The organism is Labilibaculum manganireducens (genome assembly GCF_002843385.1).
GTDB lineage: Bacteria > Bacteroidota > Bacteroidia > Bacteroidales > Marinifilaceae > Labilibaculum > Labilibaculum manganireducens.
This window is the reverse complement of the sequence record NZ_MVDE01000031.1, coordinates 1-25,815: the sequence shown is the minus strand read 5'-3', so window position 1 is coordinate 25,815 and position 25,815 is coordinate 1. Positions and strand designations below refer to the sequence as shown.

The 25,815-nt window shown below is 35.6% G+C and carries 24 protein-coding genes, 2 rRNA genes and 1 pseudogene; 16 read left to right on the top strand and 11 right to left on the bottom strand.

Translation table 11 applies throughout. The features are described from left to right. Positions 1 to 88 precede the first annotated feature (88 nt). A complete protein-coding gene (locus tag BZG01_RS16525; RefSeq protein WP_180327362.1) occupies positions 89 to 898 on the top strand; it encodes an adenylate/guanylate cyclase domain-containing protein in 810 nt (269 codons plus the stop codon). A 254-nt stretch (positions 899 to 1,152) separates the two neighbouring features. Here BZG01_RS16525 and BZG01_RS21605 read toward each other — a convergent pair whose 3' ends face one another. From BZG01_RS21605 to BZG01_RS16495, 6 genes are all read right to left on the bottom strand, one after another. Further along, the gene (locus BZG01_RS21605) at positions 1,153 to 1,323 is read right to left on the bottom strand and encodes a hypothetical protein (RefSeq protein ID WP_180327361.1); all 171 of its coding nucleotides are present in this window, start codon (positions 1,321 to 1,323) and stop codon (positions 1,153 to 1,155) included. 570 nt (positions 1,324 to 1,893) lie between these two features. Next, positions 1,894 to 2,403 carry a type VI secretion system TssO gene (gene tssO, locus BZG01_RS16515; RefSeq protein WP_101310951.1) on the bottom strand — a complete coding sequence of 170 codons (510 nt, stop codon included), beginning with the start codon at positions 2,401 to 2,403 and terminating at the stop codon, positions 1,894 to 1,896. Between the two features lie 248 nt (positions 2,404 to 2,651). After that, positions 2,652 to 3,794 (bottom strand): hypothetical protein, encoded by a 1,143-nt coding sequence (locus BZG01_RS16510; protein ID WP_101310950.1) that lies wholly within the window; start codon positions 3,792 to 3,794, stop codon positions 2,652 to 2,654. A gap of 2 nt (positions 3,795 to 3,796) precedes the next feature. Continuing rightward, entirely contained in the window at positions 3,797 to 4,813 is a 1,017-nt protein-coding gene (locus tag BZG01_RS16505) for a PKD domain-containing protein (protein WP_101310949.1), read from the bottom strand. Then, positions 4,813 to 6,612, bottom strand: coding sequence for a type VI secretion system baseplate subunit TssF (locus BZG01_RS16500; protein ID WP_101310948.1), 1,800 nt, complete (start codon positions 6,610 to 6,612; stop codon positions 4,813 to 4,815). The genes BZG01_RS16505 and BZG01_RS16500 overlap by 1 nt, the downstream gene beginning before the upstream one ends. Positions 6,613 to 6,627: 15 nt before the next feature. Then, positions 6,628 to 7,020: a GPW/gp25 family protein gene (locus BZG01_RS16495; RefSeq protein WP_180327360.1), complete on the bottom strand. Its 393-nt coding sequence runs from the start codon at positions 7,018 to 7,020 to the stop codon at positions 6,628 to 6,630. A 306-nt stretch (positions 7,021 to 7,326) separates the two neighbouring features. On the opposite strand from BZG01_RS16495, the gene BZG01_RS16490 reads away from it, so the two are divergent. The 3 genes from BZG01_RS16490 to BZG01_RS16480 all read left to right on the top strand — a co-directional run bounded on the left by BZG01_RS16490 (position 7,327) and on the right by BZG01_RS16480 (position 11,661). After that, positions 7,327 to 9,747, top strand: coding sequence for an AAA family ATPase (locus BZG01_RS16490; RefSeq protein WP_101310946.1), 2,421 nt, complete (start codon positions 7,327 to 7,329; stop codon positions 9,745 to 9,747). 107 nt (positions 9,748 to 9,854) lie between these two features. Beyond that, positions 9,855 to 10,307, top strand: coding sequence for a hypothetical protein (locus BZG01_RS16485; protein ID WP_101310945.1), 453 nt, complete (start codon positions 9,855 to 9,857; stop codon positions 10,305 to 10,307). A 25-nt stretch (positions 10,308 to 10,332) separates the two neighbouring features. Next, a complete protein-coding gene (locus BZG01_RS16480; RefSeq protein WP_245870399.1) occupies positions 10,333 to 11,661 on the top strand; it encodes a DUF5458 family protein in 1,329 nt (442 codons plus the stop codon). Positions 11,662 to 11,741: 80 nt separating this feature from the next. Here BZG01_RS16480 and BZG01_RS16475 read toward each other — a convergent pair whose 3' ends face one another. Genes BZG01_RS16475 through BZG01_RS16465 form a run of 3 tightly spaced genes read right to left on the bottom strand, consistent with a single transcriptional unit; the run spans position 11,742 to position 14,114 of the window. Then, positions 11,742 to 12,608 (bottom strand): TssN family type VI secretion system protein, encoded by an 867-nt coding sequence (locus BZG01_RS16475; RefSeq protein ID WP_101310943.1) that lies wholly within the window; start codon positions 12,606 to 12,608, stop codon positions 11,742 to 11,744. Positions 12,609 to 12,625: 17 nt separating this feature from the next. Continuing rightward, positions 12,626 to 13,540, bottom strand: coding sequence for a hypothetical protein (locus BZG01_RS16470; protein ID WP_101310942.1), 915 nt, complete (start codon positions 13,538 to 13,540; stop codon positions 12,626 to 12,628). Then, positions 13,530 to 14,114: an NlpC/P60 family protein gene (locus BZG01_RS16465; protein WP_101310941.1), complete on the bottom strand. Its 585-nt coding sequence runs from the start codon at positions 14,112 to 14,114 to the stop codon at positions 13,530 to 13,532. The genes BZG01_RS16470 and BZG01_RS16465 overlap by 11 nt, the downstream gene beginning before the upstream one ends. A 518-nt stretch (positions 14,115 to 14,632) precedes the next feature. Here BZG01_RS16465 and tssD (BZG01_RS16460) point away from each other — a divergent pair. From tssD (BZG01_RS16460) to BZG01_RS22140, 12 genes and pseudogenes are all read left to right on the top strand, one after another. Then, the gene (gene tssD, locus BZG01_RS16460) at positions 14,633 to 15,019 is read left to right on the top strand and encodes a type VI secretion system tube protein TssD (RefSeq protein ID WP_101261654.1); all 387 of its coding nucleotides are present in this window, start codon (positions 14,633 to 14,635) and stop codon (positions 15,017 to 15,019) included. A gap of 447 nt (positions 15,020 to 15,466) precedes the next feature. Then, complete coding sequence (gene tssD / locus BZG01_RS16455) at positions 15,467 to 15,865, top strand: type VI secretion system tube protein TssD (protein ID WP_101310940.1); 399 nt, start codon at positions 15,467 to 15,469, stop codon at positions 15,863 to 15,865. Between the two features lie 102 nt (positions 15,866 to 15,967). Next, positions 15,968 to 17,797 carry a type VI secretion system Vgr family protein gene (locus BZG01_RS16450; protein WP_101310939.1) on the top strand — a complete coding sequence of 610 codons (1,830 nt, stop codon included), beginning with the start codon at positions 15,968 to 15,970 and terminating at the stop codon, positions 17,795 to 17,797. 11 nt (positions 17,798 to 17,808) lie between these two features. Beyond that, a complete protein-coding gene (locus BZG01_RS16445) occupies positions 17,809 to 18,537 on the top strand; it encodes a PAAR domain-containing protein (RefSeq protein WP_101310938.1) in 729 nt (242 codons plus the stop codon). A 12-nt stretch (positions 18,538 to 18,549) separates the two neighbouring features. After that, complete coding sequence (locus BZG01_RS16440; RefSeq protein WP_101310937.1) at positions 18,550 to 20,325, top strand: T6SS phospholipase effector Tle1-like catalytic domain-containing protein; 1,776 nt, start codon at positions 18,550 to 18,552, stop codon at positions 20,323 to 20,325. Positions 20,326 to 20,336: 11 nt separating this feature from the next. Further along, positions 20,337 to 21,374: a DUF2931 family protein gene (locus BZG01_RS16435; RefSeq protein WP_101310936.1), complete on the top strand. Its 1,038-nt coding sequence runs from the start codon at positions 20,337 to 20,339 to the stop codon at positions 21,372 to 21,374. Between the two features lie 231 nt (positions 21,375 to 21,605). After that, positions 21,606 to 21,854 (top strand): hypothetical protein, encoded by a 249-nt coding sequence (locus tag BZG01_RS16430; RefSeq protein ID WP_101310935.1) that lies wholly within the window; start codon positions 21,606 to 21,608, stop codon positions 21,852 to 21,854. Positions 21,855 to 21,858: 4 nt separating this feature from the next. Continuing rightward, positions 21,859 to 23,157: a phospholipase effector Tle1 domain-containing protein gene (locus BZG01_RS16425; protein ID WP_101310934.1), complete on the top strand. Its 1,299-nt coding sequence runs from the start codon at positions 21,859 to 21,861 to the stop codon at positions 23,155 to 23,157. A gap of 39 nt (positions 23,158 to 23,196) precedes the next feature. Then, positions 23,197 to 24,213, top strand: a complete 1,017-nt coding sequence (locus BZG01_RS16420) for a DUF2931 family protein (RefSeq protein WP_180327359.1) — start codon at positions 23,197 to 23,199, stop codon at positions 24,211 to 24,213. Between the two features lie 11 nt (positions 24,214 to 24,224). Further along, the gene (locus tag BZG01_RS16415; protein ID WP_101310932.1) at positions 24,225 to 24,632 is read left to right on the top strand and encodes a DUF2931 family protein; all 408 of its coding nucleotides are present in this window, start codon (positions 24,225 to 24,227) and stop codon (positions 24,630 to 24,632) included. Positions 24,633 to 24,678: 46 nt separating this feature from the next. Further along, complete coding sequence (locus tag BZG01_RS16410) at positions 24,679 to 25,203, top strand: hypothetical protein (RefSeq protein ID WP_180327358.1); 525 nt, start codon at positions 24,679 to 24,681, stop codon at positions 25,201 to 25,203. A gap of 117 nt (positions 25,204 to 25,320) precedes the next feature. Next, positions 25,321 to 25,482: pseudogene (locus BZG01_RS22140) on the top strand (IS256 family transposase); the annotation flags it as partial. Between the two features lie 31 nt (positions 25,483 to 25,513). Here the strand turns inward: BZG01_RS22140 and rrf (BZG01_RS16405) are convergent. Together rrf (BZG01_RS16405) and rrf (BZG01_RS22135) are read right to left on the bottom strand one after the other, a co-directional pair. After that, positions 25,514 to 25,621 (bottom strand): 5S ribosomal RNA (rrf, locus tag BZG01_RS16405). A gap of 114 nt (positions 25,622 to 25,735) precedes the next feature. Further along, positions 25,736 to 25,815: ribosomal RNA gene (gene rrf, locus BZG01_RS22135) — 5S ribosomal RNA — on the bottom strand; the annotation flags it as partial.

Sequence of the window (25,815 nt, the reverse complement as noted above, 5' to 3'; positions counted from 1 at the left end):
CTTTTTTTTTGTAAATTCTTTCCGGAAAAAATCCTTTCTCATTACATTTTTTTTAAAGTTATGTAGTTATTTAATCGGTTTTGCTCTATTGAGTATAAGTCTCGGCCTTTTTCATTACTCCATTGAAAAAGGTTTGGGATTTATAGATTCGGTTAAACAGATTAATGATTTTATTTTTAATCCAATTGGCTTGTATTTTTTCATTATCGGTTTGTTTATCAAGTACACATTAGATGTATTTCTGGGTGCGTTAAAGCGTACTGGCTTGTCGCTTTTTTTTAATTCACTATTCGGAAAATACAAAAAACCCTTTGAAGAAAACCGAATTTTCATATTCCTCGACCTTGTTTCATCAACTAATTATTCTGAAAAACTAGGACACGAAAACTATAGTGCTTTTTTGCAAGAATGTTTTCTCACCATCAGTAGCAGCATTGTAAATAATCGCGGAATTATATATCAGTTTGTAGGCGATGAGGTGGTTATAACCTGGAAAGGCAATAAAAAAGAAAATTACAAAAGAGCTATCAACTTTTATTTTCAGTTTATCGATGATTTAAATAAAAAAGAAAAGCTATTCTTAAAAAAATATGGAATTCATCCCGAATTTACGGCATCTCTAAATTCAGGCAATGTAATGGTTGCCGAGGTTGGCGATATAAAAACAGAAATAGCTTACCATGGAAGTGTCTTGAATACAGCTTCTCGCTTACAAAAACAGTGCAAAAAATACGGAGCCCGACTTCTTGCAACCGAAGCATTCGTATCTAACCTCAGAAAAACACAACACGATTATACTTATGAATTTTTAGACTTGGTACACCTCTCAGGAAAAGTAAACTCCGAAAAAATATTCCATATTAAAAGAGAAGATCTAAACGACACTATTTCAAATTGAATGTCCTTCTATTCTCCGATATTTATAGACAAATTACTCACTTGTATGCTAATAAATAGTTAAAAATATCCTACGAAGTTCGATGTACTGTTAGTGAAGTTGGTTCAGATATGGCAAGGTGCAATGAATAAAATCGTAAAAAAAGTATTCCGCAGAAGCATTTGTACTTCGATGATCAAAGTAGTTTAAAATACCTAATAATCTTAAATCGTATTTCCAATACTCCTGAAAGCTTCGTATCTGGCTTCTCAAAACTATCCCACCTTTGCATGAGCAAGGCTGTTATTTTTGGTTTGTGTTAAGATCACTCTTAAATTATGAGTCAGCGAATAGGCCTGTTTAAGATCCGGATATTGGGTAAATAGAATATCTGCATACCATACCAAGCTTAAAAAGTATTTAAACCCGGATACTAAGCTCTCCATTGAATACATATACGGTAGTGGATTTCCGCTATATTTAAATTTAAAAAAAATGTTCTACTGTTACGTTCTTCGGAATAGTCAACAAGATCGGTTTTACATTTGGAGTACTAAATTCTACCTATTAATATTTAACCTTCAATAGTTTTCGGGATTTCTCTATCAATACCAGCCAAACACTTGTCGGCATATTGTTAATTTTCAAACACTTACCAACACAACCCCAACTTATTTTAATTTTAAAAAAGCAATTCCCTCCAGAAGATAGATTAATACTGCATAATTAAAGATATTATGAAATAGTAAATTCACAACTAAAGTAGACGATTGGGATTTAGCTTTATCAATTCCTTGTGAATATACAGACCAAGCTCGTAAAATTGAACAATCAATAAAAAGAGTAAAAAGTATATTTATTCTCTAATTGCGAAGCAGGAAAGAGTCGATTGCTTACTCCAAAATATTTGAGTCCATGGTTCACCCCGATACTTCGGGGCATGTGGGCCCACCCCCAAAAAAAAACACCTAATCGTTTGATTAGGTGTTTTTTTTATGCTTTAAATTGACTTTATTTCATCTGGCATTGTGCCGATAAATATCTAAATCTCTTTGTTTTGCCTCCAGTTTCTCTTTTAATTCTTCAATGATACTCACATAAGATTCAATATCTGTTTTTGCATCTTCCAGGTTAAGTAATTCTATTTTCGCCTCCTTTAACTCAAGATAGGTAAGAATGATATTGTTATACATTCCAACATTCGAAACACTATCTTCTGCAATAAACTTATTTCTCATTACAGCTAATTCTGTTGAAATTAGCTGATCAGTAAATTCAATATTAGTGCCCTTAATTTGAATCATATCAATTAATGCTTTTACTTTATCCATTTTAAGGGCAAAATTACTGATTTGTTTTTTCTCCAAACTCAAGTAATTCAACCGATTATGCAAATATTTATTTTCTTTTTCGGGTACTTTTAAATTAAAAAACACAATAACAACAACCAAGGAAGTAGTTAAAAGAAACAGGAAAAAGAAGCTAATAAATGCCTTTCTGCGTTGCTTTACATTTAGTGATTTCATCTATTTTATATTTTAAGTTTTTGTTCTATGGAACTTACCATATTATCTTTCTCTTGTGTGTACAAAGACTTTAACATGGAGTTTCATATGATTATAATTGTATGTTTTTGCCATATAGCCTGTCCCGAACTTGTTTCGGGAGAACTTACCATGCTGAAATAATCATCTCCCTGTGTGTCAAAATATCCTTGTCATGGACGTTTCATATTTCAAAACGCTTTACTGGTTTACATTCAATTTACGCAGCACTATTCTTTACCAAAGAAGAAGGGCCTCTTTTTCTTTGCCGTAGTTGTTCCTTCAATTTCTTCTTCCATTAGTGTTTCTTCCTTAACAAAAAGATCGGTCTCTATTTTCTTACCGATATAATCTAAACCTGAAAGAGTTTGCAACACATGCTCTAACAAACTAAGCAGCTTTATGGTTTTGTCAACAGATATACTAATTTTATTATGGTCGTAGCGATGCTTAATAACTCGGTTTAATGCATCCTCAAACTCCCCTTCGTTAATATTGCACCAATCCGATATATAAGTCATAAATTCATCCTTACCACATGCTTGCCATCCGTCAATTGAATTCTTAACAATTCGAGCCAAATCCATCACCAAAATTACCATCTCAACAGGATAGTCATAAGGAGTTACAATTCTATATCTAGAAAGAGTTACACTTAAAAAGTCGAGCAACTTACAGCAAATTTCATTTAAAGCTTTGGCAAGAGGATTATCTTGCTTTTTCAGGCGGATTTTATTAATGATTGAGGAAGAAAACTTCTCAATGGAACTAATATAAGTTTCCACTTGCTTATAAACATCAAATAAATCAGGATTCGATGCAATAAACCTTGACGCAATAATATAATCAGAATCTACACCCCAACTTCCATCCATCTTTGTTATTTTACCAAATACAAGATGATTTTGCCCCAATAAAATTTCCGATAATTCGTCCTCTTCTAAAATAGAAATTTTCATTTCAGGTGCTACAAAAGGTTTTCGAACCGGACTTTCCGCCGCATTTGCCATTCCAATTGGTTGACGGGAAAAGGGATCTATAGATAAAACGACATAATATACCGCATCACTTTCTGTTTTAGGCAAATCACACTTAAATTCTTTTCCGTTTGTAATGGCGTAGGAAAAGCCACTAGGAAAAACAATACCTACAGGTTTAAAAGTTACCAAAAGTTGAATATTATTGTCAATATCCATCCACAAAAAGTCTCTTTCACTCCTAACAAGTCCAAAATTTAGTGGCGAAACCGACAATCCAGCCACTTCCATTCTATTCTTAATGAATGAGTTCTCCTGAGCAATAAAATGCTTTTTATTAATATTCATGCCATCTACCCAATTTACAGGCAGAAACATATCATTTTCATTTACCATAGTTAATCGTTTTTAGAACCTCGCTTTTTTTTGTATCGTATCGTAACATTTACAATGTTGGTACTATTTCTTCTTTCTGTCGAAAATTCTTTTATTAAAATATTCTTTCCTTCTACATCCTTAATTATTGCCTCAAAAGTCATTAAATTGCCATTGCATCTAGCCATTAAATATTTATTGCTCTCATTGAAATATTTCAAAAATTTCTCTTTATCTCCGACTCCTTCGGCAATCTGCTGAAGCATAACCGTTAACTCACCATCAGTGGGCAATGATTCATCTTTTACAATTTCCTTTTCAATCTCTTTAAACACTTGGTACACTTCTGGGGTTTCTGGAATATAATCCTTTTCTATTTCGCCATCCGACTTCTTAGCCGAGGTAATTTTATGTTTTTCAGTTGGTTTAACACGCACATATATTTTCTTTTGAGCAGTAAATTCCCTGTTTCCATCTACCACCAAACTAATCGTCTTATAACCTGGTTTAGTGAATGTATATTTTACGGATTTTCTTTTTGAATTCATCTGACTAGAACCGTCAACTTGCCATTCCCATGAGCTTCCTCCTTGAGCACTGCAGGTAAAAACAGCCGAAGTGCCAACATACACCTGTTTAGGGCCTGCAATTCTTGGAATAACAACAACAGGCTCATCGTCCTTAATTTTCTCTATATGAATCGATTCTTGAAACTCATATCTATCATTAACGATAAGCGTAACTGTATAATCTCCATGCTCGGCATAGGTATGAATAGGCGACTTTTCATGTACCAATGCGGTACTGTCTCCAAAATTCCACTCGTAAGTATGATCTCCTGCCGTATTATTTCTAAACTTCAACATTGCATTCGCCATATGTTTATCTCCTAGCACCTCAAAACTAACTTCTGGAGGGGCCTGATAATCAAAGTATTTAAAACCTAATATCGCCAACAACGGAATCAAGAGAAGTATAAAAAAATTAGAAATCATTGAGTCAATCCTAAATTGACGAGGTTCACCATTATTTTTTGCCATTATTGTTTGAATATTTGCACTCCATTTATAAATAAACAGTAAGGATAAATATTACTTCCTCTTTCATCTAAAACATGCAATATTTCCCGCCCTTCAAGAACCATTGCATCCTGCTCACCTATTTCACGTTTGCTATTTAATTTGATATTAATAGTTCGAACAAAACCAGTTTGAGAATCCTGACTCTCCATCAATCCTTTTTCAATTACCACCTGTTCAATTCTTTCCCCCAAAACATCATACACCAATGCTTTAATGTCCTTTTCTGTCACAATTCGCCCTCCTGATAACATCATATACCTATTATTATATAATTGTTCATCAGAGTTTAAAACATTTCGAGCCCCAGTCAGAGGAGTAATAAAATAGCCCCCAGCTTGCTGAATAGATGCCCCTTTATAGGGTAATATTGGAGTATTCGGTTTTATTCCTTTTAAAATTTTTCCGGCCGTGGTATAATATTTTACGAAAATTGTATCAGCAATTTCTTTATATTTTAAAAACATATACACGGGACTATGATACCTTTTCTTTTGGGTTACCGATTGCTGCAAACGAGCTATTATTTGTCCAAGTACTTTCAGGTCATCCGAAAATTTACCATTATCGAGCATTGCAAATGCAGCACTTTCGTTCCTCAGTTTTCCAATCAAAAAATTAATTGCTTCACTGGCATTTTCTGTTGACATGCCTGCTACTCCATCCCTGCGTAAAAGAAATGTACCATTTTCCCATTCGCTTCCATTTTGGACTCCGTATTCCTCATAGATAACACCATCATCTCCTTCCACTACATCCAGAGCAAAAAAAGCCTCCTCGTCCTGTAAGCTAATTACCGATAAGTTCTCACTACTCTTAAAAACCTTCTCTCTTTCGGTAAGATTAACCACTGGCAAGGCATTTGCAAAACAATTTACCGACGATAATATTCCGGAATCAAAATCCTCATTAAAGCAGATTCGCAGCCAACAAATATTCTCATCTGTTTGGGAACCATTAGCTTTAAAATCCTGTTCGGATGAATTTGTTTTCTTTATTCTTATAAATTGTCTATCGTAGTAGGACAGAACCCTTTTTTTAATACCTGTCAACTCACTTTTCGAGCTTCCCCAATCAACCGTTAATTCTTCGTCTTCTTCGGAATTCAATCCAAATTCAACTTCTAATTTCTCGTCATTAAGAAAAAATTTTGCACTTCTCAGTTGTCTATAAAAAGTGTCCCGAACAGAGGTATTTTCTTTGTAATCGAAAAACAATCGAAATGTACTTAAACCATCCGTATTTACAGGTATTTCAATGCCCAGCAAAACATCGTTTTTATCCAGAACGATTCCTTTTAGAACATCCGATTCAATTCGTGATTTAAAGCGATAATCGGTCATTTGATAATATGCCGAACTAGAAAGGATATACTTAACTCCTCCTTTAAAAAGAGAAGTCTCCTGAAGAGAAATAAATTGCAATTCCCGAAGCGCATCAAACTCGTTTCGTATCCGACTCAAGAATTTATAATTGGCAGGTAAACATGCAACCGAATCGGTAGGATTAATAATTGCTACAGAATAACCAGGCTGCACTCCGCCATGAATATGAGGAATCAACTGATTCATTAATTTTTGGGCTACACGATCCTGCACTTGATCCATTTCGTGATAAATAGACTCACTTTCTGCGGCAAGTGCCGAAATTAGAATTCGTACCAAAGGATCAAAAGAGGATTCATCGTACACTTCATCAATAGCCCACATCCGTGATGCCTGTTTCAACATCCTCTCTTTTATTAACTCTTTATGCTCCATTTACTTCATATTATTTTAATAGTAGGACAATGGACCCATGAAAAAGTACCCCGAAAATGCAAATGGCTCGTCTGTTTGTGCTAACCTTCCGTTTACTTTCAAATCCAACTTCTTCTTCATACAGGTTACATTTTCCCCAACACCAATTAATGCTTGCGAAAAACTTATTTCTATCTCCAGATTATCCAATCTATTTTCGTGATTTTTAATTGACAAACATAATCCTGATTTGATTTCTTCTTTCAGTCTGCTATCATTAATTTTATTATTAAAATCACTATCCCAGATGGAACAACCAAATGTTTCATCATACAAGCAATCTCCTAAAGCTGTTGTTATGATTAGATATAAGTGTTGAGAAATAGATTCTTTCAAACTACAATGTTCATGATCTTTTTTTTCACACAACCTTCCTAATTTTAACGGTAACGAATAGTATATCATTCAAAATTTCAATATTAATGAAACTATAATTAAATAAATAAAAACACATCTGAATCTAGATTAACAAATGGTAATAAAACTACGAATTTATCAAAAAAAACAATTACTTCCATTTTTAATTTAACCAAAAAACATTTTTAATAAATTAGTTAATAAAATATAATAATTATATTTGTTATGTGCTTAAAATAAATATTAATAACTTTATGATTCTAAAGTGCCTGTTTTACCACTTATATTATTTCATATTGTTTAATTACAGAATACAACATGATAAAAATCGAAAATGGCTTAATTAAACTATCCGACGAAATTAAAAATGCCATAATAGTAGCACAATCATGCGCTAAAGAAAACAGCAATCCATGCTTTTCTCCCGCACATCTACTAAAAGGACTTCTTCACAAAAACAGTGGCATCCGAGAACAACTATTTGCAATGGATGTAGATGTTTACTATTTGGATGAATGGGCTGACGTGCGTATGGAGGGCTGCCCAAAAGACAGCAGATTATCGAATCCTATTCCTGCTGATGATGGAGTAGAAAATATCTTTCAGGAAGCAGAAGAACTGAATTTACTAAACCAACAGTCAGAATTAAATTCGCTTAGTGTTTTAACAGCTCTAATAACTCCAGGTGTTGGCTTTACTTTCGACCAATTAAAAACATTCCCTCTTCAGCGCGATCAGTTACTTAATAAATTTTTTAGCGAAAATTCTACCGACACTAACAAAACGAAAGAGAAGAGTTCAAAATCAGATCTGGAATATCTTATTGATCTGACTAGTTTAGCAAAGAGTCATCAACTTTCTACAGTAGTGGCCAGAGATCAGGAACTATTAAATATTACAGAGACAATTGGCCGATTTACAAAACCACATGTGCTTATAACCGGCGAATCAGGAGTCGGCAAATCTGTAATAATTAATGGATTAGCATCTATTATATCACAAGGAAAAGCTCCTGCACTGCTCACACAATCAAGAGTATTTAAACTTCAAATGGAAAGTATTCTTGCAGGAGCTACTTATAAAGGCGAAATAGAAGACAGACTTCGAAAAGTATTTAAACAACTGGAACAGCTAAATCGTCCCATTCTTTTTCTAGATGATCTTCAGACACTAATAGATGATAAATCCGGGAATACTGGAATAACGCACCTTCTTAAATCGGAATTAAACAAAGGATACTTTGTTTTAATCACAACCATTCCTAACGATTCATTCCGAAAGTTAATTGATGGCGACAGCGCTTTAAAAAGACTTTTTGAACACTTAAATATTGAAGAACCGGATACTACTCATGCCATTGAAATGGCTCTGAGTGCAGTATCACAATTACAGGATCACCATAAGCTAAACATACAGCTGGAACATATCTCCGAAGCTGTAACTCTTGCATCCCGTCACTTTAGCGAAAGAAAGTTACCCGACTCGGCAATTGATCTTATTGATCGAACCATGGCAGGAACCCGTGCTCAAATGGATACATTACCAAGTGAGATCGACCAATTAGAAAAACAACTAAAAGCAGTCGATTGCGAACCAAATGATATCGACATTATCGATGCAGGACTACGAAAGTTTCTCACCTATATCGGGCAACCACAAGATGAGTCAGATGAACTTAACGAACCTGTAGCCAACTGTTACAAAATGATTGATATTTTACGACATGAGATATCCAATCAATCCGACGAAATTAACTTTCACAATTTAGCAAACACCGTTGCCAGGGTTAGCGGTATTCCTGTTGGTAAAATAATGACTCGAGAAAGAGATCGGTTACTAGGCATGGAAGACACTTTAAAATCTGCAGTAATTGGTCAAGACCAAGCAGTAACTGCAGTTTGTGAATCCATACTCGAATCCCGTTCTGGACTTAACAGACCAGGACAGCCAATCGGTTCATTTTTCTTTTTAGGTCCAACCGGTACGGGGAAAACAGAACTTGGAAAACAACTTGCCAACTTCTTATTTCAGTCATCAGCATCCTTAATTCGCTTCGATATGTCTGAATTTAAAGAAGAACACTCTGCAGCTTTATTATATGGTGCACCTCCCGGATATGTAGGATATGAAGAGGGTGGTATGCTCGTAAATAAAATCAGACAAGAACCTTACTCGGTTGTTCTTTTTGATGAGATTGAAAAAGCTCACCCTTCTGTTTTCGATATTTTCTTACAAATACTTGACGAAGGTACCATACATGATCGTTTAGGAAAGACAGGTGATTTCTCCAATGCAGTAATTCTTTTCACATCCAACATAGGAAGCCAATCGATTGTTGATCAGTTTAATGAGAAGAAAACCTTACCAAAATCGGATAAATTAATGGAAAGCATGGCCAATTATTTCCGACCAGAATTCCTAGGTAGACTTACAGGGATAGTTCCTTTCTCCCCAATAACAAAAGAGAATATCACAAAGATTTTTAATCTTCAACTCAAGGAACTAACAGAAGCACTCAACCAACAAGAAATTGAATTGGAAATCAACAATAAAACCAGAGAAAAACTTGCTGAAGAAGGATACTCTCCTCAATACGGAGCCCGCCCTCTTCGTAATATTATTCGCACCAGACTGCGCACTCCACTATCACGAATGATTATTGGAAATGAACTTCAGTCCGGACAAAAAGTGACTGTATCATTCGATAAAAATAAAAAATTAAAGCTAAAGGTTAAATAAAACCAATTGCATTTCAAAGGTACATAGACTAATAAACTCCAAATCCAACAATAATATTTTACCATAGAAATCTATTAATTAACATTTAAATAAAAAAGATACAGAGCATGAACGGAAATTTTGAGCTTGGTGGAACAGAAGTAAAATTAGATGCCGGTGAGGCAATCCAGGAAATTCCACAAAACAAAACCCTATTAATCGAGAAACTAACTTACGACGCTCCGATTAAACCAGATATTGTAAAAGGTCTCCATACTGTTGAAGAAGTTTTTCAACACTATAAGCCTCAAATAGAAGTAGATTTTGAGACATCAGAAGGAACCTCACAAAAAGAAACCATTGGCTTTACAAACTTAGGAGATTTTGGCATAAAAGGCATAACTGCACAAAGTGAGTTTCTTAAAAGTTTAACCACTGAAAAAGAACAGCACAACAAAATAATTAAACAACTAAAAACGAATAAAATTTTAAAGGCTGCCCTTACCGATCCCGATGCCAAGGCTGCCCTTTCGGCTACTATCAGCGGATTAATTGAAGAATTAAACGAATTGGAGAGATAATAAAATGCTACAGAACAAAGAGCAAATGGATAATTCGCTAGCAACTAACGAATTACCCCTGGAAGAGAATTTAAGTAAATTGGCAAAATATGGCGGATTTGATCTGCTTGAAACAGCTATTGAAGGAGTTCAAAACATGAACCCCGAGCGTAAGGCCAGAAAAAAAATCTTCTTTACAGAAAACACAAAAAAAGAGGAACGAGAGCAATTAAAAAGAACTCTTGAAATATGGTCCGAAGCAATAAACCGGTCAAACGACCTAAACGAGATGATCGACAGCAGTAAAGAAAAAGCTGCAGAAACAGCCCAAACCTTGAAGAAAAACCTTGGCACGGTAATCGAACAAACCAGAGATTTGGAACGCTCCTACCGAAGCATGGCTTTATTCTACAAAAACTCCGAACAAGATAAAGTAAAAAATATATCCATAATGAATGCAGATCCGGATCAAATTAAGGATTTGGACAACACCCGTTTCATAGATGCTGTATCGTCTGAAATAAAGAATACTTACGATCGGCTTGACCTTAGTGACAACTATGGTCTATTAGTTTTACCTGGTTATCTGGGATCTAACATGCTGATCGAAAAATGGGGTAAAATTGCTTACGACAACAAAGTAATGATGGTAACCGATTTTGAGCATTTGGATGAAGCTGATGATGTTATGGAAATGTTTAGCGCCGCAAACCTTTCGGGGGGTGACATGTTCCGCTCCAACGTAATGATGACCTGTAACTGGCTGGTTGGCAGAGGTAAATTCGACGAAGTAAACGAAGAAGATGACCTTTACGTTCCACCCGCAGGAGCATTAGCCGGTAAAGTTTACCAAACCCTTATGTCGCAGGTGACTGCAGGTAAAAAGTTTGGTGGAATTAACGAAGTGCAAGGAGTTAAATTTGATCTTCGTAAAAGCGAAATTTCAAGCCTCGAAAAAATGGGATTAATCCCAATGGTGAACGAATACGGTAAAGTTATGGCTTTCTCGGCCAAAACTCTATTTAACGGCGCTAATCTAGGCCTTCAAACTTATTCGGTTGTTAGAGTTTTTGATTACGTAACAAAAGTGATGATGGATTTTCTTAATCGCAGAGCTTTTGAGAATTTCAATGCCAAAACACGCAAGGAACTTTTAAAACAAATCATTCAATTTTTAGATACCATATCTGGTCCGGATAAACTAATTGAAAATTTTACCATTAAACGTTTTGAGCAGGATCCTATTCAAAAAGATCGGGTGCACCTTGACATTCATATGAAACCATATTTTCCAGCTAAGAACTTCCTAATAAAAATGGAAGGTCAAAAAGGAGATGATGGAAACGAATGGGACAGCGAATATGCCCAAGACTAACTCCGGTAATTAAATAAAAAAACAGGCTTACTATTCATTTAGCAAGCCTGTTTTTTTTGTCTTCCAATAGGTCAAACAAATTAATCATTTAACCTTTGACACACGATTACAGCGTTTTCTTTTATGTTATTTCTATATACTGTTTGCTCTGTATTAACCTGTTTCCACCGACCAATAAAGCGAGGCCGACGATAAAAAATCCAACTATGCAGCTTATCTTCCTGCGCACCGTAATTAATTAATTCTTCAGGATGTTTTTGATTATAATCATTAATAAAATGATAAAAAAACATTCCAAAATCCATATTCTCCGGAGCACGAACTCTAAATCTTGAAACAAACTCAGCATTATTCGACTTTAAAAACTCCAAAGTAATAATATATGGATTCTTTAAATCCTCATATTCCGGCCTTACATATTTTTTATGGACAGGATATTCCCACTTCCTATAAATAGCCAAAGGGATATCCATTGCACTGTTAAATAAATAACGAAATATCCATGGGAGTATTACACTAATTGTGGCGGTTAAAAAGAAATAATGCATCCCACTCACCCCAAATCGTCCGGCAATCTGTATAAACACAATAAAACCAATTAAAACCGTAACTAGTATAAACAAGAATTGTGCTAACCATTTCAGCTTCTCAGGCCATTCGAAATATTTCTCTAACGCCACAATCATCAAATAACCAAACAACAAACTCAACACCATAATAGCAATATAGTTGGAAGCTATACCATAAAACATTAAATTACGAATTGTAAACAAAGCGCAAACTGTATAGGCAAGAGCCGCAACAAGAAAATATAAAATCATCTTCTTTCTATCATGTGCGAACAACTTTTTTAAGCTTTTTGAGAATGCAAAAAACATCGCTCCAAAAAAGAGAAACAATATTGAAACCGCATTAATATCCCCGGCTAGTAAATTTTTTAAAATCATAACTCTGATCTGTTTTTTTAGGAACTTAATACGGAAGAATAACCAAGAACACCAAAACCATCAGGCGAAAACTCCTGATCCGTTTTACATTTAAAATCGAACTCATATTCTACCGGCAATAAATACTCCATAATTTCCACTATAAATTTATGAATTGGTCCACCTTCCAGATAATCCTTAATTTCTTTTTCCGCAACTCCCTCTATCAAAAATCGAACCATTGGAAGTTCTTCCGTTGTATTTCCCACAATAAAATTTCGACCCAAAATAATTTCATTATCTCTTTTTTTCTCTTGACTTTTTATGCAAATCAAGCTCTTTTCATAGGAGACAGACTTATTTAAAAACAACTGCAACACTTTACAAATCTTGCCCAAATTTCCTTTTAAAGAATATGCCAAAGGAGCAAGCTTAAGTAAAAACTGCTTCTGACACTCTTCAAGCTCACCATGGATATCCCAAAATCTGACTAAAAAACTTTGAAATTGATGATCCTGATTTTTAAGCAAAGAAACTTCTTGTTGTTCAATCTTCACCAACACCCTAAACAATTCATTCTCAAAAGGTTTGAAAAAATTTCTAGCCTCCCGCTCTTCTCTTTTTTGTTTTTGATGAAGCTGAATTAATTGCTGCACACTTTCTCTTCCACTTCCTTCATTCCTTTCATGAATAACTCCTTCGGGCAATAAATCGTAAATTCCATTTCGAGAAAGAAGCAAATTTACCAATCCCTGTTCTTCATTCATTCCCAACCGGGCCTTCTCTACGTCTCTTCTGAATGGCCTATTGAAAGCACTATTCATTTGAATCATCAAGTTCTCGGGCAACAGACCACGATCGAACAAAAGATTGGTAACTATTTCAGCTTTCAGATTAAATGGCAAACCATTAATATCCTGCATACACCCACTCAAGGTATTTTCATTCAACATCTTTTAAAATCTTAGCATTTGAAATTACATGAAACCTATTAATTGAATCCCGTAAATGATGAAAACGAAGATCGCCTCCTGCATCGGCCGCAACAAAAACATCATTATCTAAATAAAACCCGACTTCCTTTACAGCACGGAAATTCTCTTTAAAAAAGACTAAATCTCCCTCCTCTAAAAAATGACAATCTTTAAACAAATAAGTTTTTCGTGCCTCATAAAGCTCTTTAAAATCTGCAGGTAACTTAGTTCTAAGATTTAAATAATATAAGTATTGAATAAAACTTACATTTAAAGATCCCAATTTCGCCATATTTGAATCCCTAACTATAGTCCACTTATCAATACTTTGATATAAGGCAATACTCTTTATTTGATCCTTCTCTACGTGAAGAATCAATGCATACTTTTGTTTTAAAGCCACAATTGCAGGTTCATCATGATAAATTGTATTGTGAATAATTTTTTTAGACCCACAAGAAAACAAACCGCACAAACAAACCAACAGACCAATTGCCGGGATTAATCTCCCAAATTCATTCTTCCCAATAAATGATGAATTATTTCGCAGCATTAATTAAAAATAAAGGTTTAAGCAGATTTTGCAGTTAATACAAAATCAGCTAACAAAATTATGAAAGATTATAGCTAAGAAAAAATATTAAACCGTAATTCTTTATTAAAATAAAGAAAAAGGCCCGAAACATTAGCAAATAAAGTATTCTTATGTGTCATATAAATTAATTGAAAAATAACGTTAATAATAAATAGCAATAATCCAAACGAATCTATAATTATTTTTTCAAGAAAATAACACTTAGCAGAATAAAAACATCAAAGCAAATAAAAACCCTCTTAATACTTTAAAAACAAATAATAATTATTTTAAAAATATTTACATATAAAATTAATATTTTCGAAAACCCACAAAGCCTCATTACAAAAGGGAAACAGAGTATTTTTAATATGTTTACATCTGGGCAACGAAAGAAAGATATCAACTTTTACAATGCTGCATAATTGGATTTTTAAAATACTATTCATAATTTCACCATCGTATTATTATTATTATTAACATTTAAATTAAGTTTTATGTCATTTAAAGCAAAATTAAACGTAGGTGGAAAGACCATGAATGTTCTTTCCTGCAATTACGATTTAACTCAAGAAGTTGATGCCACAGGTCGTCCATCATCTGTTACCCGTGGTGGTCGTATCATGTTAACAGTGGAAAGTACTGGAGATACTGATATGTTCGAATGGATGTGTAATAACTTTGAGAGAAAAGATGGCACAGTAACTTTCTTAAAGCGCGATACAGACGCTAAACAGAAAGAATTGTCATTTACTGAAGGATACCTTGTGAAATATGAGGAAAAATTTAATGCCTTTGATAATATGGCTATGGCTGAATCGTTTACCATCTCTGCCCGTGAAATTAAAATGGGTAATGGTGAGCACATTAATGAGTGGGTATAATCTTACCTAGGAAAGGGGGACGACATATTTATGTCGTCCTTCCCAACTAAAATCAGGATACCTTCACGTATTCCTAAAAGAGGGACGACATAAATATGTCGTCCTTCCTAACTAAAATAAGAATACCATCACGTATTCTTATATAGGGTAAAAATATAAAATTACCTGAAAAAAGAATAAAAAAATCCTGATAAAGAAGAGGGTGTCTAAAAAGTTACGTTCTATTGTCATTCTGAGCTTGTCGAAGAATCTTTCACTTTGAAAAACAGATGTTTCGTCCCGATAGCCATCGGGATCGCTTAACATGACAATCCGGTACAAAATATTCCTTTTTGGACACCTTCTTCATTTTTAAATTTACCGACTCCGTTTTCTTGTTTTAGCAAACATCTAAACCATAATTAAACGGACAAACCTGTTTTTAACCCAATGTAAAACGCAATCAATATGTCATTTCTGGCTGAATTTATTATAGACAACTCTGTTGCAAAAGTAATTAATTGTCATTTTGGGATGGATCAAGCCATCACTGTTAACGGACGTGCTTCACAAAAACCTGTTGGTGGAGGAATTATTGAACTGGAACTGGAATCGACCTCCAGTACCGAATTTTTCGATTGGATGGCGTCTCCTGATAAACGCAAGAGTGGAAGTGTAACTTTTTATCGCAGAGATGCAATGTCTCGGTTAAAAAGACTTGATTTCACAGATGCCTTATGCGTTTCCTACCACGAGTATTTTCATTCTGAGGGTTCACACCCCATGGTAACTAAAATGAAATTATCGGCTCGGGAAATTAATCTTGAAAATGTTACAGTTGTTAATGACTGGAATGCAGAAGCTTAATCAGATAGAAAACATTCGATAGTAATTAAAACAATTTGAAAGCATTTCACGATGGAAAAAGTAAATCCATACATAAAAATATACTAGTTAAAAACTACCAGCATGGCACTGCAAACAAATACAATCATAAAAATAGATGGAGTACAATACCCTAATTTTCTTGATTTACAGATTATTCAAGGAATAAATACCCATCACTATTTTGATATCACCATATTGTGGGAGCAATTTACCGGGGAAGGAAATGCAATCATCGATAAAACCCAATCATTAATTGGACAACAAATAGAAATTCTAATTTCTGATAATGTTGGCGACTCAAGTCTTCCGGATGGTACTTTTATAGGAATTATTACAGAAGCCGAATCCATAAAATCGGAATTCTCATCGATTGGAGATCACATTCGAATTAAAGGATACAGTCCAACCATTTTATTGGAAGATGGACCAAACTGTATTGGATATGAAGAAAAAGATTTATCGGAAATAGTTCGTTTAGTTACTGCCTCTTATCAAAGTGGTACGGAAACCACTATCAATCCAATTACCCGAGATGTTTTTCCATACATAGTGCAATACAATCAAAGTGCTTTTGGCTTTTTAAGTCAGTTGGCTTCGCGTTTTGGTGAATGGTTTTATTACGATGGACAAAAAATAATTTTCGGATCGGAAACATCGGAACCATTACAATTAAAATATGGTATTGATTTGATGGATTTTAACCTGAAAATGCAAACTCACCCAAAAACATTTAACTACGTAACAAGGGATTACTATTCCAATGAAAAACTAGAAAGCTCGATCACTGCCGGAACTGAGTTGCCAGGATATCATGCACTAATGGCTGAAAAATCGGAAACTATGTACGGGCAGGAAACCATAGTCGATTTTCACCGACATACTGCCGACGGAGATTTAAACCAAGCATTAGAAAATGCTGTTATAAAACAAGGTGAAGCTAACGTTGCCCGTATGGTTATTTTAACCGGAAGCACAATGAATCCAGGTCTTAAAGTGGGTGGATTGATTTCTATTGCACAAAAAACTGCAAATGGAGAAACAGCCTATGGTACTTACATTATCACCAAACTATCGCATACCTGTCAGATGTCGGGCGATTACAAAAATAATTTCGAAGCAATTCCGGAAAATGTTGTTTATCCTCCCTATACCAATGTTGCTCTATTCCCTAAATGCCAGACTCAAACCGCGTTGGTTGTAGAAAATGCCGATCCTCAGGGAATAGGACGAATACGTGTACAGTTTAGCTGGCAGTTAACTGCTCCTTCGCCATGGATTCGAATGACACAACCACATGGTGGTGTGGATAAAGGATTCCATTTTATTCCAGAAATTGGTGAAGAAGTAATGGTTGGTTTTGAAGCCGGAAATGCCGAAAAACCTTTTGTAATTGGAACATTATATCATGGCGCAGCCAAACCAGAAAGTTTTACAACCGACACCAACGATATAAAAGCCATTCGAACCCGAAGTGGACACACCATAGAGCTGAATGATACCGACGGCGAAGAAAAAATAAACATATACGACAACGAAGGCAGTATTATCACTTTTGATACCCAAGCCAAGTCATTAATCATTAACTCAGCTGAAAATATTGATATCTCCGCCAAAAACATCAATATTACTGCTGAAAAAAATATAAGGATTGGTGCAAAAGCCAATATTGATGTATCTGCCGAAGGAGACTTAAGTAATCAGGCCAAGGGAAATGTTATAGTTCAGTCTGATGGAGATACCTCCATATCAAGTAGTGGAGAATTAGCTATGGAAGCTACATCAGATGCAACATTAAGCGGAATGAATACCATTATAGAAGGATCTGTTGGTGCCGAACTAAATGGGACTCAAACAAAAGTAACAGGAAGTGCAATGGCGGAAGTGTCAGGAGGAATTGTAACAGTTAACTAAACTAAAAGATTATGCCAGGACCAGCAGCAACCTTAGGGAGTATGCATGTATGCCCCATGGTAACGGGCTATGTGCCCCATGTAGGAGGACCGGTAAGCGGACCCGGAGTACCTACCGTATTAATTGGTGGCAAGCCTGCCGCCGTCATGGGTGACATGTGCACCTGCGTAGGCCCACCCGATACTATTGTGCAGGGTGAAGCAACCGTACTAATTGGCGGAAAACCAGCTGCAACAATAGGGAGCATGACAGCTCATGGAGGTTCTATTACAGTTGGAGAACCAACTGTGCTGATTGGTACAGGAGGAAGTGGTGCTACAGCAGTAACACCGGTTACAAGAATACCTTTTCCTAAAATTACACCCCTGCAAAAGTTTAAAGCCGTTGTATCCGGTAATGGAGCGCAACTTAATCAAGCCATAGCCAATCAGGACGCTTTAAGACAGCAAGCTGAAGAACAAGCTCTTGCTCCTAAAATTATTAAAGCCGAGTTTTTTGATGATGAAACAGATGAAAGAATTGATAAAGGAAAATTGATAGAAGTGATAAAAATGCGCGTTTTTACCAAAGACTTTGCCGATGGAGATACCGTTAGCATTGACTTAAAACGTAGCAGAATAAAAGACAAAGACGGCAATAAGCTGGACGATGAAGAGGTAGTTACATTAACAGGAACGGTTAATAGCGATGTGGCCATTGTCGAATACGAAGTGCCCGATTACAGTAAAGAAAACGAATAAATTGGATTTGATATGAGTATGACAAACGATTATGGTACGTATCAATTTACGGTAACATCGGGTAATACCAAAGATAGTATTGTGAGTAACAAAGCAAATTTATCTGATGGAAATGGTGTACATATTAGGGTAAGCATGTTCTTTGACGGAACAAACAATAATAAATTTAACACCGAAGGGAGATTAGAGTTTTTTGAAGGTGTTCATGGCCACAAACATAATGCTGAAATGGCAGCTGCTTATGAGAAACGCTTACGAAGTGGTAAGTCAGGGCTAAAAATAGACGATAGTTACGCCAATGATTATAGTAATGTAGCGCGTTTGTTTAAAAATTATGATGACGACCCTACAAATAAAGATGTACGCACAGGATGTAGATATATTGAAGGAATAGGTACCACATCCAATGGAGAAGATATTCTGGATGAGGATGGTAAAAAAGTTGGCGTTAATTTAGGAGGAGATGACAATAAATATGGTGGTGGTTTTGGCGATGGAGCAACTGGTATAGATAAAAAAGTAGAACGAGGTTGCGAAAAATTAGCAGAGGCGTGTAAAAAAATAGCTAAAGATGATACAATTGCAACCTTGACCATTGATGTTTTTGGTTTTAGCCGTGGCGCAGCCGCAGCACGCCATTTTATTTACGAAATAACAAAGGATAAAGTTGAAGCTACAACACAATCCTATGGAACAAGCTCAGGTTATGTGCAAACAATAAACATACCCGAACAACCTCCTTTTGGTGCTTTTGGCAAAGCTTTGCATGGCAAGAGCCTTATATACGAAGGTGATATTACAATTGAATTTGCAGGTATTTTCGATACAGTACCTGCTTATAGAGCTAAATTAGATGGAGGAACCAAGGCTTTACATTTAAATGCTGTAAGTAAGGCTAACAGTATTTTACACCTTACAGCTATGGACGAAAGACGCAAAAATTTTGCATTAACTACAATACAACAAAAAGGTAGCTCGGCTATTGAAAAAGAGTTGCCAGGAGTACATTGCGATATTGGTGGATCGTATACACCCATTGCAAAAGAAAAAGATAAAATAGTATTTGCAGGTAGTTATTACGATATGAAAGATGAAGTACAGTATCTGTTGGAAGAAGGATGGTATTGGAGCGAAAAACAATTGGAGTGTAAATTTGGCTACTTAGGCACTTTAACTAGGGGGCTAATTAATGCACAAGGTTACATTAAAACAGTAGGTACTAAAAAAGTTAAAAATGAATATAGCTTTATCCCTCTTCATATTATGAGAGATAAGGCTCAACTCAATACCCAAGGGGTTAAGTTTAAAGATATTATTTTAAAAAAGCATCAAATTCCTGAAGAGTTAAGCTACACCAATGAACGCTTACGCGATTATGTTTTTAGAAAGGGAAAACCCATGAAGTTTTATACTAGGAAGGAAATAGACAGAGAAATTGAGTTTATAAAAATAAAGGAGAATCCAAAAGCATTATTGAACGAGCCTCATGTAGCTAAAGTGGATGCGCTAAGTATAGTTAATTCTCATAGAGTTGAGCATATAGAAACAAATAATGATGCAGCTATAACTACTGAACAAAGTAAGCCGCTAAATGCCAATGATTATCCCGGGCATCCAGACTTACAACGAAAAATTAATGACCATTTAACGCTTATGGGCTTAAGAGCACAATATTTTCACACCTCGCACGATTGTAGTAGTTTAAAAGCTGCTACTGGCATAGCCTATTTCGACCCCTATGCTGCCAGTATACGCACTAAACCATCACGAGGAATAAATCAAGGATAAAATCAAAATAGATGAAACAATTAACAATTAATATAATTTACTTATTTATGGCACTCAATCTATTTGCATGCAAGCCTGCTAAAAAAGGAGAACAACTTAAACTAGATTGGCAACCAGGTGTTAATGCCCCCAAACACTATCCCATTGAAACTATTTTTGGTTCGTTTTCAAATGGAGAACGAGGGTGTGGTATAACTACAGGCATTTGCCAATATGGAGGCTGGGGCTTGGGTGGTAAAGAGATGTCATCCGGGCATTTTGTACCCAATAAATTAACCCTTGGCTGGTTTTCGTATGCCGAAGATAAATTTTACAAAGGCGAATTTGATCTTCCTGCTGATACCATGCAAGCCTTATTTAAGCAAGGCTTTACTGGTCGAGAAGGAACGCATTTTAGATATAACTACCTCATTGTAAATGCTTATCCCAAGGGGGGGGTGGCCTTATGGATGGATGTGGGAGGAAGCAGAATCGTTGAAATTGCCCATTTTCAGGGTGAAGAAATGGAATACAATTGGAAGTCAATGTATCCATATACGACTGACACTAGAGACGAATTGAATGAGTTTGTAATGCAGCAAGCCAAAGGCTCCCTTGAATATATAGCCCAGCACGGCATAACGCAAGAACCCTTTAAAACCATTTTTAGGCAACGCTACTCTTATACCATTGCCTTGGATAGTGTGCAGCATAATAAACCACTGTATATAATGGCCGAGTTTTTCAATGGCGAAATGGATACCATGCATGGTGAAGAGTTGGAGCATAACTTTTTTAAAACAAAAGCAGTAACTAAATATATTTCTTTTCAATGGGTAAAAGATAGAGTAGTATATTATGGTAAGGTATATTTCGAACCCAAAGAGATGTTTGATTTATTTGCTAAAATGAGTGCAGAATGCCCAGATGAGGCTTATGTAATGCACTTAAAGCCTAATTACAATACCCGTAAGTTAACAGTTACCTTAAGCAGTAGCACACAAGAATTAGAGATACAGCAAACAGGTAAAATAGGTAAGTCGATAAATCAGGATGATGCCAATATGTAAATGTAGCTATGTCAGCCCATTTTCTTACGATGGTTAAATGTTTAATGATTACACTCATGGCACTCAATCTATTTGCATGCAAGCCTGCTAAAAAAGGAGAACAACTTAAACTAGATTGGCAAAAAGCTACGATCCTTAAAGGAAGTAACAGAGTTTGTTGTTAAAAAGCTGCATGCCAAATATAAATACAAAGGGAACCCCATATATTTGCTGCGTAAAAGTGAAATGTATATGCAGCTGGATGCTTTCGGTGTGACGGGAGAAACACTTAAAACATATGTACGAGTAGCTCCTTATGCCGGACGAAAAGATTGGTTAAGGATATATAAAGACTCTCCAGAAGTGCATGTAGAAATTGATAGTCCCAACAAAATGATTTCCATGCCTATTGAGTACGATGTGGAACTATCGCAACGAGATGTACAACTCAATAAACTCAACCAAAAAGCGGCTAAAATTTTAAACAGCCGAATATGTTGACGGTATAGGAACAAAAAAACATTTACCAGATCGTAAAATTTCAAGTGCTGTAGGCTCATATAAAAGGGGTATAACCGATAAAGTTACGGATGGATGTAATCAGTTAGCTGATAAAATTGAGAAATCGATAGGAAAAAGAAAAATCACATCACTTACATTTGATGTATTTGGTTTTAGCCGAGGAGCTGCTGCTGCAAGGCAGTTTATTTACGAAATTAATAAACCTGCAGGTACTAAAACTATACAAACAGGCCCCCGTTCATTTCAAGAAGTAGCAACGCCCGCACGGGGTGATTTGGGTAAGGCATTTGAAGAAAAGGGAATTGTTTACGATGGCGAAATTAAGGTGCAGTTTGCCGGTTTGTTCGATACAGTTCCTTCGTATAAGGGGTTGTCAAAAATTGTTATGGATGAGGTTACTAGAGCCGATGATGTATTGCATCTAACTGCTATGGATGAACGAAGAGCCAATTTTTCGCTTGTTAATATAGCAAGCAAAGGATTGCAATATGAAAAGGAGTTGCCAGGGGTTCACTCTGATTTGGGGGGCGGTTATCTGGAGGAGGAAGACGAAGATAAAAAAATATTCTTCCAAACACGGTCCCGTTCTGCTGAAAAAGAAATAGAGTACTTGTTAGAAGATAGTTGGTATAAAGACAGATCGAGTCTAACAGTAGATCCATCTGTTATGGGAACGTATTTAATAGGAAAAAAAAAGGTTAAATACCATTATAGTTTTATTCCTTTACATATTATGAAGAAAAAGGCTGTGGGTAAGCCTAATGAGATTAAGTTTATTGAGAGAACTTTAAATGATAATTTTGATCCTCCTGACGATTTGAAAAAAACACATGATCGTTTAGATGATTATGTATTTAAAAAGGGTAAACCCCTGAAGTATCATACTGTACAGGAACTAATAGGCGAAATAAAAAGTAAATTTACTGATAACGAAATAGACACAATACTTGATAAAATGCATTCAAGATCAGGTATCCCAGATTCGGGTTATAAAGATTATATCAGGGGAAAAGTGCCGAAACAATGGGTATTTGTATACGAACAGGGGTTTAACCAATTTATGAATGAAAACTTACATGAAGATGATTTTATACAATATCCCGAATTGCATCAAAAAATAATAGACCGTAAACAGTTAAAATACTTACGTTTAAATTACTTTCATACTTCACACGAATGCATAGCAACAGACGAAATAGTTGATTATTTTAACCCCTATAAAACAAGTGTACGCGATGTTCCATCTCGTGAAATCATAAACGATACACAATACCGAAAATAAGCAATGAAAAAAAACATTAGATACCTTATTATAATAATTATGTCATTAAACTTACTATCATGCCTTACTGGTCAAAATAAAGCCAAAATAGAATGGCGTTTAGGTGTAAATGCACCCAAATATTATCCAATAATAGTTGCAAGTGGTAGTTTATCAAATGGACGCAAATCGGCTCCACTTACAACGCGGGCAGATGTTAATGATGGTTGGGGGCAGAGTGGTTTAGAAATGAGTACCTCTTATTTTATACCCAATAAATTGTCGGTAAAGTGGTTTTCTTATGCCGAAGATAAATTTTTTGGTGGCTCCTTTGATTTGCCCGAAGATACTTTGCGCACTTTGATGAAACAGGGATTTAAAAGACCTAATGGAAGCATAAAAGGGTATGTTTACCTTTATGTAAATATGTACCCTCAGGGAGGAATTGCATTATGGGCAGAGGCACCTGGCTCAAGGATTGTTGAAATAGGTCACTTCCAAGCCAAAGAAATAGATTACGATTGGAAAAGCATGTACCCTTCAAGTAAAAAATCGGGTAGAGAAGATTATAATAAAATGGTTATGGCTGATACTCCAGGAGCAGAAGCATATATTGCAAAGCACGGCTTTAGTCAGGAACCTTTTAAAACAATATACAGGCAACGTTATAATTACACCATAAGCATTGATAGCATACCATTTAGCCGAACAGAATTTATACAGTTTAAATCATTTAACGGCGAAATGGATACCATGGAAGACGAAGAGCTAGAAAGTAACTTTTTTAAAACCAAGGCAGTACCTAAAAATATATTTTTTAGATGGCGAAAAGGTATGGTAGTGTATTTTGGTGAGATAGACTTTAACGAAGATGAAATATTTAAAGCCTTTGCTAGTATGCAAAAAGAATGTAAAGAACAGCCTTTTGTATTGTATTTAAAACCTGATTTTAGTACGGGTAAGTTAGGTGTTTGTTTGCGTGGGAACAATCAGGAAACACAAGACTCTGTAGAAATAGAAATTAAAAAAGCTGGTCGCATAGGCAAATCTTCGATACAACCACACCAAAAGAAATAGGTTAAACAAACATGGTACGAATATTATTTTATCTACTCATGGCACTCAATCTATTTGCATGCAAGCCTGCGAAAAAAGGAGAACAACTTAAACTAGATTGGCAACCAGGTATTAATGCTCCAAACCACTACCCTATTCGAAGCATTTTTGGTTCGTTTTCAAACGGCGAACAGAGTTGTGGTATAACTACAGGCATTTGTCAATATGGTGGTTGGGGCTTGGGGGGCATGGAGATGTCGTCAGGGCATTTTGTACCCAATAAATTAACCCTTGGCTGGTTTTCGCATGCCGAAGATAAATTTTACAAAGGCGAATTTGATCTTCCTGCAGATACCATGGAAGTTTTATTTAAGCAAGGTTTTACTAGTCAAAAGGGAATACATTCTCGGCATAACTACCTGAGGAAGCAGAATCGTTGAAATTGCCCACTTTCAAGGCGAAGAAATGGAGTACAATTGGAAGTCGATGTTTCCAGATATGACTGACACTAGAGACGAATTTAATGAGTTTGTAATGCAACAAGCCAAAGGGTCCCTCGAATACATAGCCCAGCATGGTATAACGCAAGAACCTTTTAAAACCATTTTTAGGCAACGCTTCTCTTATACCATTGCCTTGGATAGCGTACCGCGCAATAAAACACTGTATATAATGTCCGAGTTTTATAATGGTGAAATGGATACGATGCATGGTGAAGAATTGGAGCATAACTTTTTTAAAACAAAAGCAGTAACTAAATATATTTCTTTTCAATGGGTAAAAGATAGACTAGTATATTATGGTAAGGTATATTTTGATGCCAAAGAGATGTTTGATTTATTTGCTAAAATGAGTGCAGAATGCCCTGATGAACCCTATGTAATGCACTTAAAACCTAATTACGATACCCGCAAGTTAACAGTTACTTTATGTAGCAGTACACACGAAATAGAGATACAACAAACAGGTAAAATAGGTAAGTCGATAAATCAGGATGATGCCAATATGTAGCAGTATCCCATAAAGTGTGTAAGTAAAGTTATTCTGGTTTTTTCGGAGCCTTTTTCTAGCTCAAGAAAAAAATTGGAAATAACTTTAGGTTAGTCTCATATTAAAAGCACACTTACTATGGAACCAAAAGATTTATTGACCGATGAAATTTTAAAGCAATTCAAAACAGGAAAACAGCTAAATGACTTTCTGATGCAAGTTCAAAAGCGAGGCATTGAGAAAATGCTCGAAGGGGAACTTGATGATCATTTAGGTTATGAGAAGCACGAAAAGGCAATAGCCCATAATTCCAGAAATGGCTACGGTACAAAGAAAGTGCGAACAAGTTTGGGAAAGTCTGAGTACCATCGGCACTGACAGGCTTAACTTCACTGTTCGGAATGGAAAGAGGTGGAACCCTGCTGCTATAAACACCTTAATTCTTTTGATCCTTTTGGAGGATCTACTCCTTAATCGTACCAAATCCATCCGGCACAAAAATATTTTATAACAAAAAAGAGTCTCATTCCTCATTGGAACAAGACTCTTTAAAAGTTGGCGTCGACCTACTCTCCCACCAAAAAGGCAGTACCATCGGCGCTATCGGGCTTAACTTCTCTGTTCGGAATGGGA